The sequence below is a fragment of the Marinilactibacillus sp. XAAS-LB27 genome, from assembly GCF_036039175.1.
Taxonomy (GTDB): domain Bacteria; phylum Bacillota; class Bacilli; order Lactobacillales; family Carnobacteriaceae_A; genus Marinilactibacillus.
This window is the reverse complement of record NZ_JAYXKP010000005.1, coordinates 104,571-121,914: the sequence shown is the minus strand read 5'-3', so window position 1 is coordinate 121,914 and position 17,344 is coordinate 104,571. Positions and strand designations below refer to the sequence as shown.

Annotated in this window: 14 protein-coding genes; 8 read left to right on the top strand and 6 right to left on the bottom strand. The window is 37.3% G+C overall.

Annotation, left to right across the window (positions count from 1 at the left end; all coding sequences use genetic code 11):
• The first annotated feature begins 47 nt into the window (after positions 1 to 47).
• The 6 genes from glgB (at position 48) to VXN63_RS07925 (ending at position 9,727) form a co-directional block, all read left to right on the top strand.
• Complete coding sequence (glgB, locus tag VXN63_RS07950) at positions 48 to 1,964, top strand: 1,4-alpha-glucan branching protein GlgB (RefSeq protein ID WP_327757492.1); 1,917 nt, start codon at positions 48 to 50, stop codon at positions 1,962 to 1,964.
• An 85-nt stretch (positions 1,965 to 2,049) separates the two neighbouring features.
• On the top strand, positions 2,050 to 3,195 hold the full coding sequence (locus tag VXN63_RS07945) for a glucose-1-phosphate adenylyltransferase (protein ID WP_327757491.1): 1,146 nt from the start codon (positions 2,050 to 2,052) through the stop codon (positions 3,193 to 3,195).
• Positions 3,185 to 4,345, top strand: a complete 1,161-nt coding sequence (gene glgD / locus VXN63_RS07940) for a glucose-1-phosphate adenylyltransferase subunit GlgD (protein ID WP_327757490.1) — start codon at positions 3,185 to 3,187, stop codon at positions 4,343 to 4,345. Before VXN63_RS07945 ends, glgD begins: the two co-directional genes overlap by 11 nt.
• A gap of 18 nt (positions 4,346 to 4,363) precedes the next feature.
• Positions 4,364 to 5,803 carry a glycogen synthase GlgA gene (glgA, locus tag VXN63_RS07935; RefSeq protein WP_327757489.1) on the top strand — a complete coding sequence of 480 codons (1,440 nt, stop codon included), beginning with the start codon at positions 4,364 to 4,366 and terminating at the stop codon, positions 5,801 to 5,803.
• Positions 5,804 to 5,905: 102 nt separating this feature from the next.
• Positions 5,906 to 8,344 carry a glycogen/starch/alpha-glucan phosphorylase gene (locus VXN63_RS07930; RefSeq protein ID WP_327757488.1) on the top strand — a complete coding sequence of 813 codons (2,439 nt, stop codon included), beginning with the start codon at positions 5,906 to 5,908 and terminating at the stop codon, positions 8,342 to 8,344.
• Between the two features lie 132 nt (positions 8,345 to 8,476).
• Positions 8,477 to 9,727: an NCS2 family permease gene (locus VXN63_RS07925; RefSeq protein WP_327757487.1), complete on the top strand. Its 1,251-nt coding sequence runs from the start codon at positions 8,477 to 8,479 to the stop codon at positions 9,725 to 9,727.
• Between the two features lie 76 nt (positions 9,728 to 9,803).
• Here VXN63_RS07925 and VXN63_RS07920 read toward each other — a convergent pair whose 3' ends face one another.
• Positions 9,804 to 10,145, bottom strand: coding sequence for a DUF4828 domain-containing protein (locus tag VXN63_RS07920; protein WP_327757486.1), 342 nt, complete (start codon positions 10,143 to 10,145; stop codon positions 9,804 to 9,806).
• A 333-nt stretch (positions 10,146 to 10,478) separates the two neighbouring features.
• Positions 10,479 to 11,300 carry an undecaprenyl-diphosphate phosphatase gene (locus VXN63_RS07915; protein ID WP_327757485.1) on the bottom strand — a complete coding sequence of 274 codons (822 nt, stop codon included), beginning with the start codon at positions 11,298 to 11,300 and terminating at the stop codon, positions 10,479 to 10,481.
• Between the two features lie 245 nt (positions 11,301 to 11,545).
• Here VXN63_RS07915 and VXN63_RS07910 point away from each other — a divergent pair, with 245 nt between their 5' ends.
• The gene (locus VXN63_RS07910) at positions 11,546 to 12,052 is read left to right on the top strand and encodes a PTS sugar transporter subunit IIA (RefSeq protein WP_327757484.1); all 507 of its coding nucleotides are present in this window, start codon (positions 11,546 to 11,548) and stop codon (positions 12,050 to 12,052) included.
• 57 nt (positions 12,053 to 12,109) lie between these two features.
• Here the strand turns inward: VXN63_RS07910 and VXN63_RS07905 are convergent, their stop codons facing one another.
• The 4 genes from VXN63_RS07905 to VXN63_RS07890 form a co-directional block, all read right to left on the bottom strand.
• Positions 12,110 to 12,733, bottom strand: coding sequence for a flavin reductase family protein (locus tag VXN63_RS07905; RefSeq protein ID WP_327757483.1), 624 nt, complete (start codon positions 12,731 to 12,733; stop codon positions 12,110 to 12,112).
• A 3-nt stretch (positions 12,734 to 12,736) separates the two neighbouring features.
• Positions 12,737 to 13,744 carry a ring-cleaving dioxygenase gene (locus VXN63_RS07900; protein WP_327757482.1) on the bottom strand — a complete coding sequence of 336 codons (1,008 nt, stop codon included), beginning with the start codon at positions 13,742 to 13,744 and terminating at the stop codon, positions 12,737 to 12,739.
• A gap of 2 nt (positions 13,745 to 13,746) precedes the next feature.
• The gene (locus tag VXN63_RS07895) at positions 13,747 to 14,607 is read right to left on the bottom strand and encodes a VOC family protein (RefSeq protein WP_327757481.1); all 861 of its coding nucleotides are present in this window, start codon (positions 14,605 to 14,607) and stop codon (positions 13,747 to 13,749) included.
• Between the two features lie 153 nt (positions 14,608 to 14,760).
• Positions 14,761 to 15,795 carry a lactonase family protein gene (locus VXN63_RS07890; RefSeq protein WP_327757480.1) on the bottom strand — a complete coding sequence of 345 codons (1,035 nt, stop codon included), beginning with the start codon at positions 15,793 to 15,795 and terminating at the stop codon, positions 14,761 to 14,763.
• A gap of 211 nt (positions 15,796 to 16,006) precedes the next feature.
• On the opposite strand from VXN63_RS07890, the gene VXN63_RS07885 reads away from it, so the two are divergent.
• A complete protein-coding gene (locus VXN63_RS07885; RefSeq protein ID WP_327757479.1) occupies positions 16,007 to 17,197 on the top strand; it encodes an AI-2E family transporter in 1,191 nt (396 codons plus the stop codon).
• Positions 17,198 to 17,344: the final 147 nt, after the last annotated feature.

The following is a 17,344-nucleotide window of genomic DNA, read 5'->3' as shown; positions in this document are numbered from 1 at the left end:
AAGAAGCTTCTCATCTCATATTAATAAGTGAAAGGAGGTCTTCTTGAATGGATAATGAATTTTCATCCAAGATGACTGATTCAGAAATGGAAAAGTCACTTTACCTATTCAATAAAGGAGAAAACTTTGATAGTTACCTTCTTTTAGGAACCACCGAATTGAATAATGGGTTTCGTTTTACTGTATGGGCACCTCATGCAGCTGAAGTATATGTAGTCGGTGACTTCAATCAATGGCAAGAGGAAGCCATGATGGAAAGAATATCTGAAACAGGAACCTGGTCAATGGTTGTACCAGAAGCTAGGGCAGGTGACCACTACAAATACAAAATTGTACAGCAAGATGGAACGATTACTTACAAAATCGACCCCTATGCAAAAGAATTTGAAGTTAGGCCTAAAGATGCTTCGATTGTTAAAGGACTACCTGAAAAGAAATGGTCTGATGGACTATGGATAGCGAATAGGAAACGCAAGCCAGTCTATGAGCGTCCTTTGAATATTTATGAAGTGCATTTGAGTTCTTGGAAACATAATGAAGATGGATCTTGGTATTCAATCAAACAACTTCAAGAAGAGCTCATTCCATATGTTAAAGAGATGGGATATACACATATTGAATTCCTACCTTTGATGGAACATCCGTTAGACGCTAGTTGGGGATATCAAACCACTGGATTTTATGCCTTATCTTCAAAATACGGCACAATGGAAGATTTTCAAGATTTTGTTGAAGCCGCACACAAGGCAAACCTTGGAGTCATAATGGACTGGGTTCCAGGTCATTTCAATAGAAATGCTTATGCATTAGCTTATTTTGATGGAACGCCACAATTTGAATATCAAGATGAAAATCGTGCAGTCAATAATAGGTGGGGTACGTTGAATTTCGATTTATCAAAATCTGAAATTCACAGTTTTTTGATATCTAACGCCTTATTCTGGATTGAACAGTTTCACCTTGATGGATTGAGGGTCGATGCCGTAAGTAATATGCTTTATCTGGATTATGACATCGGTGAACACACGCTGAATGAAGACGGATCTAACCACAATCGAGACGGTGTTGCTTTTATACAGAAATTGAATCGAGTGTTATTTGAGCGACACCCTGACTTGTTAGTCATGGCAGAGGAAAGTACAGCTTGGAGTAAAGTTACACACCCAGTCCATGAGAATGGATTAGGTTTCAACTATAAATGGAATATGGGTTGGATGAACGATACATTGAAATTTTTTGAAATGGATCCAATTGAAAGAAAAAATCATTTTGATCTGATTACATTCTCTTTCATGTATACATTCAATGAGAACTTTGTTCTTCCTATCTCTCATGACGAAGTGGTTCACGGGAAAAAGTCGTTGATGGATAAAATGTTTGGAGACCGGTATAACCAGTTTGCAGGACTTAGAACACTTGAAACGTACAAAATGATGCATCCCGGGAAAAAGTTGCAGTTTATGGGTTCGGAATTCGGACAATTTTTAGAGTGGCGGTTTGCTGAAGGTTTGGAGTGGACTAATTTAGAAGATCCATACAACCAAAGCCATCTTGAGTTTACAAAACAATTAAATAATTTTTATAAAAATGAAAAAGCATTGTGGGAAATTGACCATCAAAAAGACGGATTAGAAATTCTAGATGCTTCAAACAATGAACAGACAACGTTATTTTTTATTAGAAAAGGTAAAAAAACGAGAGACTTCCTAATCATCCTTTGTAACTTTGTTCCGGTAGAACGCCATAATGTTCGAGTTGGCGTACCGTTTAAAGGGCAATATGAAGAAGTGTGGAATACAGAATCTGACAGTTTAGGCGGGACATGGACAAAAGGACAAGGCATCTTAAAAACAGATGCAATTTCTGCTAACGGCTATGAACAGTCTGTTGAATTGATGTTACCTGCATTAAGTATCATCGTTCTCAAACCTAAAAGAATTTACGGCGTTCCAAAATCACAATGATTTTAAAAGTATCGTCAGGTAATCGCAAACAGACTCACCAAGAAAAAGGAGGGATGGAAGCTCTTATAGAGACTTCCGAATATAGATGAAAACAGAAACAGTAGCAATGATATTAGCTGGTGGACAGGGATCCAGATTAGGAAAACTGACAAAACAAATTGCTAAACCAGCTGTACCATTTGGCGGTAATTATCGTATCATAGACTTCGCATTATCGAATTGTGCAAATTCAGGAATCAATAATGTAGGTGTAGTAACACAGTATCAACCACTAGTCTTGAATCAGCACGTTGGCAATGGAGCAAGTTGGGGGCTAAACCGTCACAACGGAGGCGCTACAATCTTACAGCCTTATTCAAGTGTGGATGGAGAAAAATTCTTTAGAGGAACATCCCACGCTGTTTACCAAAATATCAGTTTTATTGACGCACAAAATCCGGATTATGTTGTGATCCTTTCAGGAGACCATATCTATAAAATGGATTACGAGAAAATGCTGGATTTCCATAAAGAAAAGGCAGCTTCTTTAACAGTTGGTGTTATGCCTGTTGAATGGGAAGAAGCATCTCGTTTTGGGGTTATGAATACAGACCGTACAGAACGGATCACTGAATTCCAAGAAAAACCGGCGGAACCAAAATCTAATCTTGCTTCAATGGGTATTTATATCTTCAACTGGCCAAGACTGAAGCAATACCTTGTAGATAATCAAGCGAAAAATAGACAAATGGATGATTTTGGCCACCACGTTATTCCAGCCTACTTGAGAAACAGTGAGTCTGTTTATGCTTATTCATTTAAAGGATACTGGAAAGATGTTGGAACAGTTGAAAGTCTATGGGCAGCAAATATGGAATTTTTGAATCCTGACCATGAATTAAATATTCGCGACAAAAACTGGAAAGTATATTCACAAAATCCGAATACAACTGCACAGTTCTTAACGGATACAGCTAAAGTAAAAGATTCCATGATTACGGATGGTTGTTACATCGCAGGGGAAGTTAATCACTCTGTTCTTTCGCATAATGTTAAAATCGGTAAGAATTCGGTCGTAAAAGATAGTGTGATTATGTCAGGAGCCGTAATTGGAGAAAATGTTACCATAACCAAAGCGATTATTGGAGAAAATGCTTATATTTACGACGGTGCAGAAATCATTGGCGATAATGGTGAGATTTCAGTAGTAGGTTATGGAGAAGAAGTAGGAGGATACAAAGATGCGGAATGAAATTGCAGCAATATTTAATTTAGTAGAAAACGAAGATAAGTTAAGACCTTTAACGAATAGAAGACCGATTGCTTCTTTACCATTTGCTTGTCGTTACAGATTAATTGATTTCCCTTTCTCAAGTCTTTACAATGCTGAAGCAAGTTCAGCAGCGTTGTTTATTTCTGAATCTGGACATTCTTTATACGACCATATTCGCTCTGGAGCGACTTGGGGATTGGATTCTATTGCCGGTGGAGGTGTCTTCACGCATTCTCAAATTCGATTGAAGACTTCTAATGCAGAAGAGAACTTTACGGCTTCCTACTATGATGATCATTATAAATATGTAACGCGAGCAAAAGCGGAATACATTTTATTGATGGGATCTAGTATGCTTTCAAATATTCAAATTAAATCGATTGTAAATTATCACAATGATAAAAATAGTGATGTAACCATTGCCTATAAAAAACTAGATCGTAGTATATTTAGAGAAGACTCTTCATACAGTGCATACGAATTCGACGAAGAGCGCCAAGGCCGGATCAACAATATTACGCCGCTTACCGAAGTGGGTATGGATGAAGAAGAACTTGCTGTTGGTATTGAAGTTATGGTCATCAACAAAAAGACTTTTTTAGACTATTTACAAAAAGCAAGAGAACGTAATCTTTGCGTAAGCGTTAAGAGCTTATCGGAGCTAGCACTAGAAGATAATGATAAGGTTTATGGATTCGAGTATACAGGCTATCTAAAAGCTATTGAAGATATTAAGAGTTATTTCGAAGCGAATATGGAAATGCTAAACGAAGACAACTTCAATGCATTATTCTACAGAGCGGATCCTGTATTAACGCGTTCAAAAAATTCTGCACCTACTTTCTATGGTGAAAATGCAGTGATTCACAATTCTCAAGTTGCGAATGACTGTGAAATATACGGATCTGTTAAAAATTCATTGATTTTCAGAAAAGCAAATGTTGCAAAAAATGCGCAAGTTGAAAATTCAATCATCATGCAAGATTGCTACATCGAAGAAGGAGCGTATCTGAACTATGTTATTTTAGATAAACATGTGTATGTTAAAAAAGGTGCGCGTTTAGAAGGTACGCCTGAAAACCCTATCGTTATCAGTAAGAATGCCATTGTATCTGGAGACGAAAAATAAGAAGAGGGAGGCATCAGTATGAATATTCTTTTTACAGCATCTGAATGCGCGCCTTTCTTCAAAACGGGTGGGTTAGGTGACGTTCTAGGTGCGTTACCGAAAGAACTTGCAAAGGGTGGGAACGACGTACGTGTCGTTCTGCCTTTTTTCAAGCAAAAGATGGCGGATAAGTATTTAGACCAACTCAAAGACGTAGCTAGCTTCAACGTGCGCGTGGGTTGGCGTAATCAGTATTGCGGCATTAAAGAACTAGTACAAAATGGAGTGACGTATTACTTTGTCGACAACTTGTTCTACTTTGATCGCGAAACTCTTTATGATTATGGTGATGATGGCGAACGTTTTGCTTTCTTCAGTATGGCAGTCATAGAAATGATTGAAAAGATTGATTTCGTACCAGACATACTACACGCGAATGATTGGCAAACAGCAGTCATTCCTGTGTTACTAAAAGATAAATATCATTGGGTAAATGCCTTAAAAGATGTTAAAACAGTTTTGACCATTCACAATATTTTGTACCAAGGAAGATATGACCAGTATGTTTTGTCAGATTATTTTGATATGGGTTATAGCGCTTTTCACGATCACGGTTTAAAAGAAGGCGATCAGGTAAATTGGCTTAAAGGTGGTATATATTACGCAGACCTTGTCACAACTGTTAGTCCGACATATGCAGAAGAAATCCAGACGCCTGAAAATGGTTATGGTCTTGATTGTGATTTGCAAAATGTTTCTTATAAATTGGTTGGTATATTGAATGGAATTGATTATGATGTCTACAATCCTCTTGAGGACAAAGTAATTCCCGCTCAATTTTCTACAGAAGATTTATCAGGTAAATATGAAAATAAACTAGCTTTGCAAAAAGCTTTCGGTCTACCAGAAGACAAAGATGTAGCACTTTTAGGTATAGTGACTCGACTTGATGAACAAAAAGGTGTTCAGCTTATTACAGAGGCAATGGATGAATTATTAACGCATCGCCATGTCCAAGTTGTGCTTTTAGGAACAGGTAAAGAATACTTTGAAGATTCATTCCGTTACTTTACCTCGCAGTACCCGGAAAAATTTAGTGCGAGAATCGAATTTGACAGCGATCTTGCTCAACTGATTTATGCAGGTACAGACGCTTTCTTAATGCCATCACAATTTGAACCGTGTGGCTTATCGCAATTGAATTCCTTGCGTTATGGTACACTGCCGATCGTTCATGAAGTGGGTGGTCTTGTAGATACTGTTCAAGCGTATGATAGCAGTAATGGTGAAGGAACTGGATTTAGTTTTTATGGCTTCTCTGCCTCTATGTTGCTTGAAACCATTGATCGCGCGCTGTCTGTGTATTATGACCATCCAGAGCACTGGAGAGGCATGATGATCAGAGGCATGGAAAAGGATAATAGCTGGGAAAAATCAGCAGGAAAATATCTAAACCAATACAAATATTTGAGTTATTAAAATAAGCATCCCTTGAGATTTTCTTTTTCAGTTATGAGTAGAAAGTTTCAAGGGATATTTGTATAGCCCATGAAAGATGTCCGGAATATAGAATTGGAGGAAATGATGTTTAATTCAGTAGATACATTCACTCAAGAATACAAGCAACAATTTCAAAATTTATATGCTTTCACATACGACCAAGGCACGAATGAGCAACAATATACTGCACTAGGTACGCTGATCAAAAATAAACTTTCAAAAAACTGGAAAGCTACACGGGAACAATACTTAGAGGATAAAGTCAAACAAGTCTATTATTTTTCGATGGAATTCTTACCAGGACGCCAGCTGAAAAGTAATGCCTATAATATGGACATCTTACCTGTAATCGAAGAGGGGGTTCAGGCGCTAGGTCTTGATTTCGATCATTTAGTCGAAGCGGAAGCTGATCCAGCGCTCGGAAATGGTGGGCTGGGGAGATTAGCGTCTTGCTTCATGGATTCTCTGGCTTCTTTAGGTATTCCAGGGAATGGAAATGGTATTCGATATCAGTACGGCTTATTTCGCCAAAAATTTGTAGATGGACATCAAGTTGAATTGCCCGAGTATTGGTTACGTAACCAGAATGTTTGGGAGACAAGAAATGATCAGTCTTCATATATTATTCGCTTTGGAGGCAATGTATGGCTAGAATCAGATCAGCAAGGCCATCTGACTCCGCAATACGAAGATACACAGAATGTATTAGCAGTTCCTTACGATACACCTATGGTTGGATATAAGACGAATAAGATTAATAACTTGAGGTTGTGGTCTGCTGAAATTCCTTTAGAAGAGGAAGAAAACTATCATTCACTTCAAGCAATAGAGCCAATCAAAGAGATCACTCAAGTACTTTATCCGGACGATTCCAACTATGAAGGTAGATTACTAAGGTTAAAGCAAGAATACTTTATGGTATCAGCGGGCGTACAGTCTATTGTAAGACAATTTAGAAAATACAACTTACCTAGAAAATATTTTCCGGAAAAAATTGCGATTCACATTAATGATACGCATCCGGCGCTTGTAGTACCTGAGCTCATGCGAATCTTGGTTGATGAAGAACACTTGAGTTGGGAACAAGCTTGGGAAATCACGAGTAAAACTTGTAGTTATACAAATCACACAGTGCTTAAAGAAGCACTTGAAAAATGGCCTATTGAAATGATGGAATCACTCTTACCAAGAATTTACATGATTATTAATGAGATTAATCGCAGGTTCGTAGAAGAAACCTTACCACTATATGGAGAGTCTCTAACTTGGAAAACAGCCATTCTTCAAGATGGCATGGTAAATATGGCTCACCTTGCGATTATTGGGAGTTACAGTGTGAATGGAGTAGCCCGATTGCACACCGATATTTTGATGAATGATGTATTGAAAGATTTCTTTACACTATATCCTGGGAAATTTAATAATAAAACGAATGGAATCACTCAAAGACGCTGGATGCACTTAGCTAATCCTACTTTGACAGAACTAATCGATTCTAAAATTGGTGAAGAATGGAAACAGAACCCAGCAGAACTGAAACTACTCAAAGCGTTGGAAAAAGATGAGCCAACATTAGACCAGTTAGCAGAAATTAAATATCAGAATAAAGTTAGACTTGCAGATTATATAGAAAAAGTACAATCTCTCCAGATTAATCCGGAGGCGCTATTCGATGTTCAAATTAAACGCCTGCATGCTTATAAGAGACAGCATTTAAATGCTTTACACATTCTGGACCGTTATTTAAGAATCAAAGACGATCCTTCCATCAGACTACAGCCAAGAGTATTTATCTTTGGAGCAAAAGCAGCACCAAGTTACCTTTATGCCAAACAAATTATCAAACTGATCAATTCGATTGCAAAACTAGTCAATAATGATCCTGATGTAGGAGATCAATTGAAAGTCGTCTTCTTCGAAAACTATGGTGTATCTTTGGCTGAGAAAATCATTCCAGCAGCTGAAATCAGTGAGCAAATTTCATTAGCCGGTAAAGAAGCTTCTGGAACAAGTAACATGAAACTAATGGCCAATGGTGCGTTGACATTAGCGACTCTTGACGGTGCAAATATAGAAATCATGGAGTATGCGGGAGAAGACAATCTCTTTACTTTTGGTCTATCAAGTGATGAAGTTAAAGCTTATGAGCAGGCACATAGTTATGATTCAAGAGGTATTTACGATTCAAATAAACGATTAAATAGAGTCCTTAATGCTTTGGTTGATGGAACAATCCCTGATGCCCAAAAAGAAGGAGAAGCGGTGTTTGACGCTCTGGTACACTACAATGATGAATATTTTGTGTTAAAAGATTTTGATGATTATGTAAATGCTCAAGACAAGATCGACGCTTTGTACGCAGACAAGCGAGAATGGAATCGTAAATCTTTACTGAATATTGCGGCATCTGCGCCATTTTCGGCTGATTATACTATTAAGCGTTATGCAGATGAAATTTGGAAAGCCAAACCACAATGTACGGGAAAAGAAGGCGTGCATCCATTAAATGAACCAGTTTAAGAGTGTGCTAAAAGTGAAATAACTTATAATACTTCTTGTCCAGTGTAATATTTTGCTTTCAATTTGAGAAGTTACTTGATACACTAAATTCTGCTGTATTGTATTTCAATTAATGCAAAAGGACGAGATAAAATGTTCGATAAATTCGAGTTGGCTCAATTTGGAACAACCGTTAAACAAGAAGTGTTAGCAGGCATAGTATCATTCTTTTCAATATCTTACATTCTATTTGTGAACCCGAGTATCTTGGCTCAAGTAGGGGTTCCTGTTGAATATAGTGTGTTTTCAACAATATTTGTTGCAGCGATTGGAACATTTTTGATGGGGGGTATGGCAAACGCACCCCTGGTTATGGCACCTGGAATGGGAGAAAACGCCTTTTTCGCCTTTACTCTAGTGGCAGGTCTAGGTCTGACATGGCAGGAAGGACTAGCTGCAGTTGTGGTGACAGGAGTGCTATTCATGCTCGTTGCTTTCTTAGGTGTTATGAGGCTGTTCAGTGAATCGATACCTAAAGAACTAAAACAGGCGATCACAATAGGAATTGGGCTGTTTCTAATCCTGATTGGTTTAGAAAACATGGGAATCTTAATTGATCGCCAATTATATCTTAATTGGATCGGTTTAGCTGGATTGATTCTAGTGGCTATTTTGAAGAAATTAAATGTTAAAGGGGGATTCTTGATCGCGATCCTTTTAACCACGATTTTATACTGGCTTGTGAACAGTCAAAGTTTTGAACCAATCAGTTTCGATCTAACTGCTCTGGCAGGATATCCTGAGCTTTTAAGTGCACCAGATTATAGTCGGTTTTTGGATTTTGAATTTTGGCTAGGTGTATTTTCTCTTTTAATGCTTCTGATCTTTGAAACAATAGGAATGCTTGAAGCTTTTATTCCTGATCAGAAACGTACAAATCAAGGATACAAAGTAGGAGCAATATCAGGATTATTATCAGGCTTACTGGGTACTAGTCCTGCGATTCCTGTTGCCGAAAGTGGTGCAGGGATAGCAGAAGGTGGTAAAACAGGGCTGACTGCTGTTACGGCTAGCGTATTATTTTTACTTTCTATCGTTATTACACCATTTCTATCTTATATTCCTTCAGAAGCTGTAGGACCGGTCATCGTCGTAACGGGAGGATCTATGATTATTGGTAATTTAAGTATCAAAGTGAAGTCAATCGTTGAATGGATTCCTTTATTGCTAATCATACTTTTGATTCCAATAACAGGAAGTATTGTAGAAGGAATGGCTTATGGATTCATTGCTTTTCCGGTCGTGAAAATTGTTACTGGGAAAAAACAAGATACAAATAAAGTGCTATGGATAATAAGCCTGCTTTTCTTACTCACCTTGATATCGACATTCCTGATCAATTGAATTCGATAAAATAAGCTCGCTAGATAGGATGCTTGACATCTTATCTAGCGAGCTTTTAATAGTCTATAAATGCTGGTTACTTTTTTTCGATAGGGTAGGTTGCATCGTCTAACTCATCAAATAGCACATATTGCTCATTGGCTTTTTTTTCAACAACTAGTTGATAGCCAAAATTGTCTCTGAGTACAAGACGACCTGGTGTTTCTTGAGGCAATATCGACTTTAATGATTGGGTATGGTATTTACCCGTACCTTCAGAAGAAATTTCCAGAGAAACATGTTTTGAAGTTTTTGGTGCATTGACTGACCAATTCCCGATCAAATCTGATTCATAAAAAGAATCTTCATTGGACTTGGCTTGCACGCGACTTGGTTTAATCCAGTTCATCAGTTTCTGTAAAAAAGTTAACTGCTTCATTATGAAAATACTCCTTTGACAACGCGTAGCTTTTGTTTGTCTAATACTAGTATACCTTTAATGAGCACAAATAGGTTATCAGAATGATTACAGTTGTTCGTTTAAATTATAAGAAATCGTTTCATTATATTACAAATATTTTAATGATTGTCTTAAATGAGGTGTTTTGTAAGCCGCTTGTTAAGAAATCGCTAATTTAGAACGTTGAGATTGCTGATTGGAGGAGACTTATTGTTTAGTGTTAACTGGCGATGGTTAATTTGTGAGTATAAAAAAGCCACTCGCTGTTTAGGCAGAGTAGCTTAAATAATAGAAGAACGTTAAAGAGTTCATTTAACCGATAAGCCAGAAGTAACCAATGACGACCACCCCGGCAATAATTCGATACCAGCCGAAAGCACTGAAGTCGTTTCTGCGGATGTATCCCATTAAGAAACGAATAGCAAAAACGGAAACGACAAAGGAAACGATACAGCCTACTAGTAAAATAGTGATTTCAGCGGTCGTAAAGTTAAATCCAAATTTCAACAGTTTAAGTGCACTTGCTCCAACCATTACAGGAATCGATAAGAAGAAAGAATATTCTGCAGCAATAGGGCGAGCCGCTCCAATCAAGATAGCACCGATGATGGTTGCACCAGATCTCGAAGTTCCTGGAATCAAAGCCAGCACTTGGAAGATTCCAATGAGGAAAGCAGTCTTATAGGTTAATTCTTCCCAAGTAGATATGGTTGGCTGCTTACCTTTATTTCTTTTTTCAATGATGATAAAAGCTATACCATAAATAATCAGAACAACTGAGACGGTTACCCAATTATAAAAGTACTGGTTGATGACATCTTCGAATAAAAAACCGATAATTCCTGCTGGTATAATACCTACGAGTACTTTGTACCAGATGTTCCAAGTTTCCTTTTGCTGCGCAGGCGTTTTTGATGGTGCAAAGGGATTTAATTTATTAAAGAACAGCAAAATAACAGCAAATATGGAAGCAAGTTGGATCACAACGAAAAACATTTCTTTGAATTGAGTACTGGCATCTAATACAAGGAATTCATCGAACAAGATCATATGACCCGTACTACTGATTGGCAACCATTCAGTAATACCTTGCACGACTCCTAGAATAATGGCTTTGATAATTTCTATTAGCATAATAAACTCCTATTCATTTTATGTAAAATTTTAACCTCGTCTATCATACCGAAATTTTTCGTATTTTCCAACTACTTGATGAAAGTTTAAAGGTTTATTAAGGTATCACCTGCTTACCATCACTTGTTTTATACGTATTGGTTCATCTATTCAGTGAAACTATGGTAAGATGAACTAAATCGAGTACTCGACGAGTTCAAAGTAGTCGGGTACGAGAATACAAATCTAAGAAAGTAGGGTTAAAAATGGGAATGTTTGATTTCTTGAAAGGCAAGAGCGGTGACGGAAATTCAGCTCAAACGCTGATGAACCCAGTAAATGGTAAAGTAATCGCAATCGAGGATGTACAAGATCCAGTATTTTCTCAAAAAATGATGGGAGACGGATTTGGCATCGTACCTAGCGATGGGGATATTTACTCTCCAGGAAATGGTAAAGTTGTCAGTGTCTTCCCTACACAACATGCTGTTGGACTTTTACTAGATAATGGCGTAGAAGTGTTGATTCACATTGGTATCGATACAGTTGAACTAGAAGGTGCCCCTTTTGATACTTTAGTAAAAGAAGGCGATAAGGTAACGCCTGAAACTAAAGTCTCCACAGTTAATCTAGAAGAACTGGCTTCGGCAGGTAAAGAAAACACTGTAATTATCGTATTCAGTAATATGGACCAAGTAGATAAATTCGAATTATCTACAACTGGTGAAACTGCCAGAGGTACGGAAATTGGAACAATTTCTTCTAAAAAATAAAAGAGAACAACTGAAAAGCACCGACCCTTAAAAGAGGTCGGTGCTTTTTTGTGATGGTTATTCAGTTGGTCGCTCATAAGAAAACAGGCTACCCATTTCAGCATACTGATTTCCTGACAATCTAGCCGTTGGATTCAAAGCTTCAGGTAAAATGTATTCCTTTTCCGCATCGAATACCGTTTCATCGAAATAAAAGTCGGTTACCTTTAAGAGAAATAAATCAGTAACAATCTTCCCATACTCATCTTCTACAGGAATATGTTGATGCAGTTTTGTCTCAAAACGAATTCTTGCTTCTTTAATTCCTGGTACTTTGACTGTTTGACTATTCACTAAGCTTAGGCTAGTGCGATCTAGTTCAGTTTGATTTGGAGCGAGTGGAGCTGAAGTCTCGTTCATGTCTTTAGTCAATTCGACGTTGACGATATGAACAACGGCTTCTTTCTGCTCTAAAATATTGCGGGTCGTATCTTTGATTTTATCTCCGGCACGTAAAACCGCCACTGTCAGCAAAGGCAGCTGGTTTGAAGCAGCGCTGAAAAAGCTATAAGGTGCTGCGTTTACAACGCCATCTTTTTCATTCAAAGAAGTAACCCAGGCTATTGGCCTAGGAATCACGCTACCAGAAATGAATTTATATTGTTGTTTTGACGATAAGTTTTCTGCTTTAAAATGATGCATGGTTTATACCTCTTCAAATCCAAAGTATTCTTTTTCAAATACTTTGGTGCTTCTTACAGTATCTATCGGACGGACTAAACCTTCAATCTGCTCACGGTGTGCTTCGTAAGCAGGTGGTAAAGCTAATTTTTCTCCGAGTGTTTCGTAATTTTCTTGGTGATCGATAAATCCAGGACCGTCGGTAGCAAATTCAAAGAGAACGCCAGGATACATACGTGCATAAAGAGACTCAAAGTAGAAGCGATCTACATATCCCGAGTTTGCATACCCAAGATTACTTAATTGATCTGTCCAATGATTCAATGCAGCTCTGTCATCAACTCGGAAAGCAACGTGGTGAACGTTTCCGTATCCTTGACGTGCAGCAGGAAGAATGGTGCTTTCTTCAATAATAAGTCGACCACCATTACCGCCTTTACCCATTTCGTAAAGCGTATATTGATTTTCTTTACTAACTTTTCTAAATTTCAAAGTGTCTTCAAGTACAGAAGCCATTTGATCAAAATTATCTACTCTGACGATAACGGGGCCTAGACCATAAACAGCAAATTCTAATGGGACTGGTCCATCTTTCCATGGTTTACCAGGTGCGACACCATCGAGGTTTTCGTCTGAGACAAGTTGATATTGTTGTTCATCAAAGTCTTCAAACTGAATAACTTTTACTCCAAATTGTTCTTTAATTTCAGAATGTTTCACATTAAAATGCTCAAAGCGTTTCAACCAGTAGTCTAATGCGCGGTCACTCGGAACTCGAAAAGAAGATCTTGAGATATCGTTTGTTCCTTTAGAACCTTTAGGGTTATTTGGGAAGTCGAAAAAGGTCATATCTGTCCCTGGATTTCCTTCGTCGTCAGCGAAAAATAAATGATAAGTCTGTATATCATCTTGGTTAACGGTTTTTTTGACTAGGCGTAATCCAATAATGTTTGTGAACCATTCATAATTTTTTTCTGCACTACTTGTCATAGCCGTTACGTGATGTATACCTGTGATTTCTTGAGTTGTCATATTTATTCCTCCAATTTGTTTGGTAATGGTTTGAGTGTGATCAGGCTGTTGCCTAATTGTTCTACTGTTTCGTCCAAGGTAAATCCAGGTTGAAGAGTCGCTAGTTCAACTCTCAATCCTGAAGGACTCAGGACATAGAGACTTTTGAAATAATGTCTGTCTGCTAATTTCTCTACAGTATAGCCCAATGTTTCTGCCCGAGTCTTGTAATGAATCAATTCAGATTCATTTTTGACACCAAAAGCAATATGGTCTATCGAGCCTCTGCCGATTCTGGAGCGCTCGGTGGTTTCAGTGGAATGAAACGTTAACAGATTTTGAGAAAGTTCTTTTAAACCTAGGAAATTACGGTAAAATTCGATTTCCTTATTTACATTTGGAACGGATAAGTCTACTTGAAGAATTCTAACAATCTGTTTACTTTGTGGAATAGAAGAAGCTTGGTTTACTTGTTCTTTTGTTGTATGTTCCGCTACTTCAGACAGAATGAGTGATAGCCCGTCAGGATCCTCTATAAAAATCATAGGTGAATGTTCATGACTTTTGTAAGAAATATTAAAATCGTTCAATCTTTTTTTCCAGTATAAAACACTTCCTTCTGGAATAGCCAGTGTGACCGATTTATAGTAAGGATCATTTAGATAACTGCGTCCCATTTTGGGATAGATAAAGAAACTGAGAAGTGTTCCAGTAGTCCCAGAATAATCACCATAAAAGAGATGAATAGTTTTAAAGTTTTCTTGATGAACAGTCTGTTTGACCAAACGTAGTCCTAGTATCTGAATATAGAACTGCTGATTTTCTTTAAGGGATTTTGCAAAAGCTGTAATATGGTGAAATCCTTGTATTTCTGATATAGTCATCACGCTTTCTATTTTAAACAGCATCGAATAAGATTGATAATACAACTAATTCGTTTATCTCGAATTCGTTATATTTTTATTTTACACTAATTAAAAGTAAATGCAAACAAAAAAAGAGATGCTTATTCAAAAGCATCTCTAAATGAATTGGATTTATTTAACGAAAGCTACACAAACAACTTCAGGTGCATAAACGTCTTTTTGCAGTAAAGTTAATTTACCAGAAACTGAATCTCTCTCGAATAAAGTCAGATTATCTGTATCTTGATGGCCAACAACTACGAATTGGTTTGATGGGTCAAGGTTGAAATCACGAGGAATTTCTCCTTCAGTTGGAACGTATTCGACAAGTACCAATGTGCCATCTTCTTGAACAGCATAAACCACAATCGAATCATGGCCTCGGTTTGAAGCATAAACAAAACGGCCATCGTTGCTGATACGAATAGCAGCTCCACCGTTGAACTCAGTGTGTTCTTCAGGAATAGAAGAGATCGTCTGTAGAAGTGAAAGCGTACCACTCTCGCTGTTATAAGCATAAGTTAGAATATCGCTACTTAATTCACCAAAAACGTAAGCATGTGTTTCATTTGGATGAAATACGATATGACGAGGACCAGTTCCAGGAGCTACTGAAATAACATCAACTTCTGATAATTTACCTTCGTCATCCACTTCATAAGTAATGACTTCGTCAGTACCAAGATCGCAGGCAATAAGATATTGATTATCAGGAGTTAGATTGAAATAATGCGCGTGCGCTGACTTCTGATTTTCGTGAACAGATTTACCTGAGTGTTTGATTTTATCAGTTAGTTCAAGTGAACCTTCACTATCTGTTTTGTAAACAGCAACTTCACCATCATGATAATTTGCAGTATAAACAAATTGTCTTGTTTCATCATAAGCAACATAACAAGGAGAAGAGCCTTCTGAGGCGTTGACGCTTGCTTCTGTGAATGTACCTTCTTCATTCTTTTTAAAAGAAACAATACCGCCTTGACCGTTATCTTTCATAACCGTATACAATGTTTTGCCATCATTTGAAATATCAAGGTAGGTTGGGTTGCCAACCTCAGCGACAAGTTCAAGATCGCTCAATTGTTTTTTTTCTTGATCCAGCTCGATGCTATAAACACCTTTACTGTCTTTTTTAGTATAAGTTCCTAACAAAATTTTCTGAGTCATAAAAAGACTCCTCCTTTTATTTTGAGGTTGTTAGGGTCAGTATACCAAAACTTAGATAAATTATGAAACGGAATTCATTATGGCGTCACAATATATTCTACTAAAGAGAAAGGAAGAGAATTTATAACAGAGGTGTTTCTTAACTAGGATTAATAAAGGGATGTGATAGAATAGTCTATGAAAGTTAAGTGTTAGAGGGGAAGAAATGCATATGAAGCAAGAACAGCAAACAACTCAGAAAAAGGGATTTAGTCACTCATGGTTTTGGAAAAAAATCATTGATAATAAAGTGGTTTCTATTTTATTGGTTAGTTTACTCGTTTTTATTAATATATATATGATCAAGCAAATATCTGACATTTTTAAACCGATCGAAATTATATTAAGTATAGTGGGTCCACCATTAGTATTTTCAACGATTTTTTATTATCTACTTAATCCAGTTGTAGATTGGCTAGAAAAGAAAAAGTTTACTAGAAATTTAGCGATCGCATTCGTTTTTGCTCTGATCATTGTTTTCATCATTGTAGGAGTAAATTTTATTGTACCTATTATTCAAAATCAGTTGGAGTCTCTTATAGACAATTGGCCAAGTTATTGGGATAGCTTGATGTTACAGTTAGACGGATTATTAGGCACTGAAATCTTTACAGACTTTATGGAACAAATGGGTGATACATCTTTAATAGGTAGCTTTAGTGGGCAAGCATCTAGCTTCTTGAATGTGACAGTAGGTGGTATCGGTAGTTTTATTGGAACACTAACAAGAGTGGGCATTACTTTATTCACGACACCTTTTATTGTTTATTATCTATTAAAAGACGGGAAAAAAGTCCCAGATCAATTACTGAAAATTGTTCCTACCCGAGCACGAAATAGTATGAGAGAAATTCTAGCAGATATCAATAGGCAAGTCAGTTATTATGTAAGGGGTCAATTGCTCGTCGCGATGTGTGTTGGTCTGATGTTTTGGATCGGATTTTCAATTGTCGGTCTTGACTTTGCATTGACTTTAGGAATCTTTGCTGGGTTTATGAATTTAATCCCATACCTGGGTTCTTTTATTGCATATATTCCGACAGTGATTATTGCGGTAGTAGATTCTCCTGTCATGCTCGCTAAAGTACTGATTGTTATAGCCATCGAGCAACTTCTTGAAGGCAGAGTGATTTCTCCTCAAATACTGGGGAATTCACTGAAAATCCATCCAATTAATATTATCTTCTTACTATTGATTGCTGGTCGTCTTTTTGGAGTAATGGGTGTTGTTTTGGGGATTCCCGGTTACGCTGTATTAAAAATCGTTGTGGTCAGAACGTTTGAATGGTATCAAAGACATTCAGAATTGTATGAAGAGAAGCAACCGTCGTCTCAAACGGCAGTAGATACAATAGAAGAATAAATCGTTTAGACGAAAAGCCTCTTACTTGCTAAGAGGTTTTTTCATATAAATTTCAATAAAAACTGAAACTTTGTACTTGATTTATGACACGCTGTCACATATAATAGCAAAAGTATGTTTCATGACACGCTGTCATATTAGATAAGT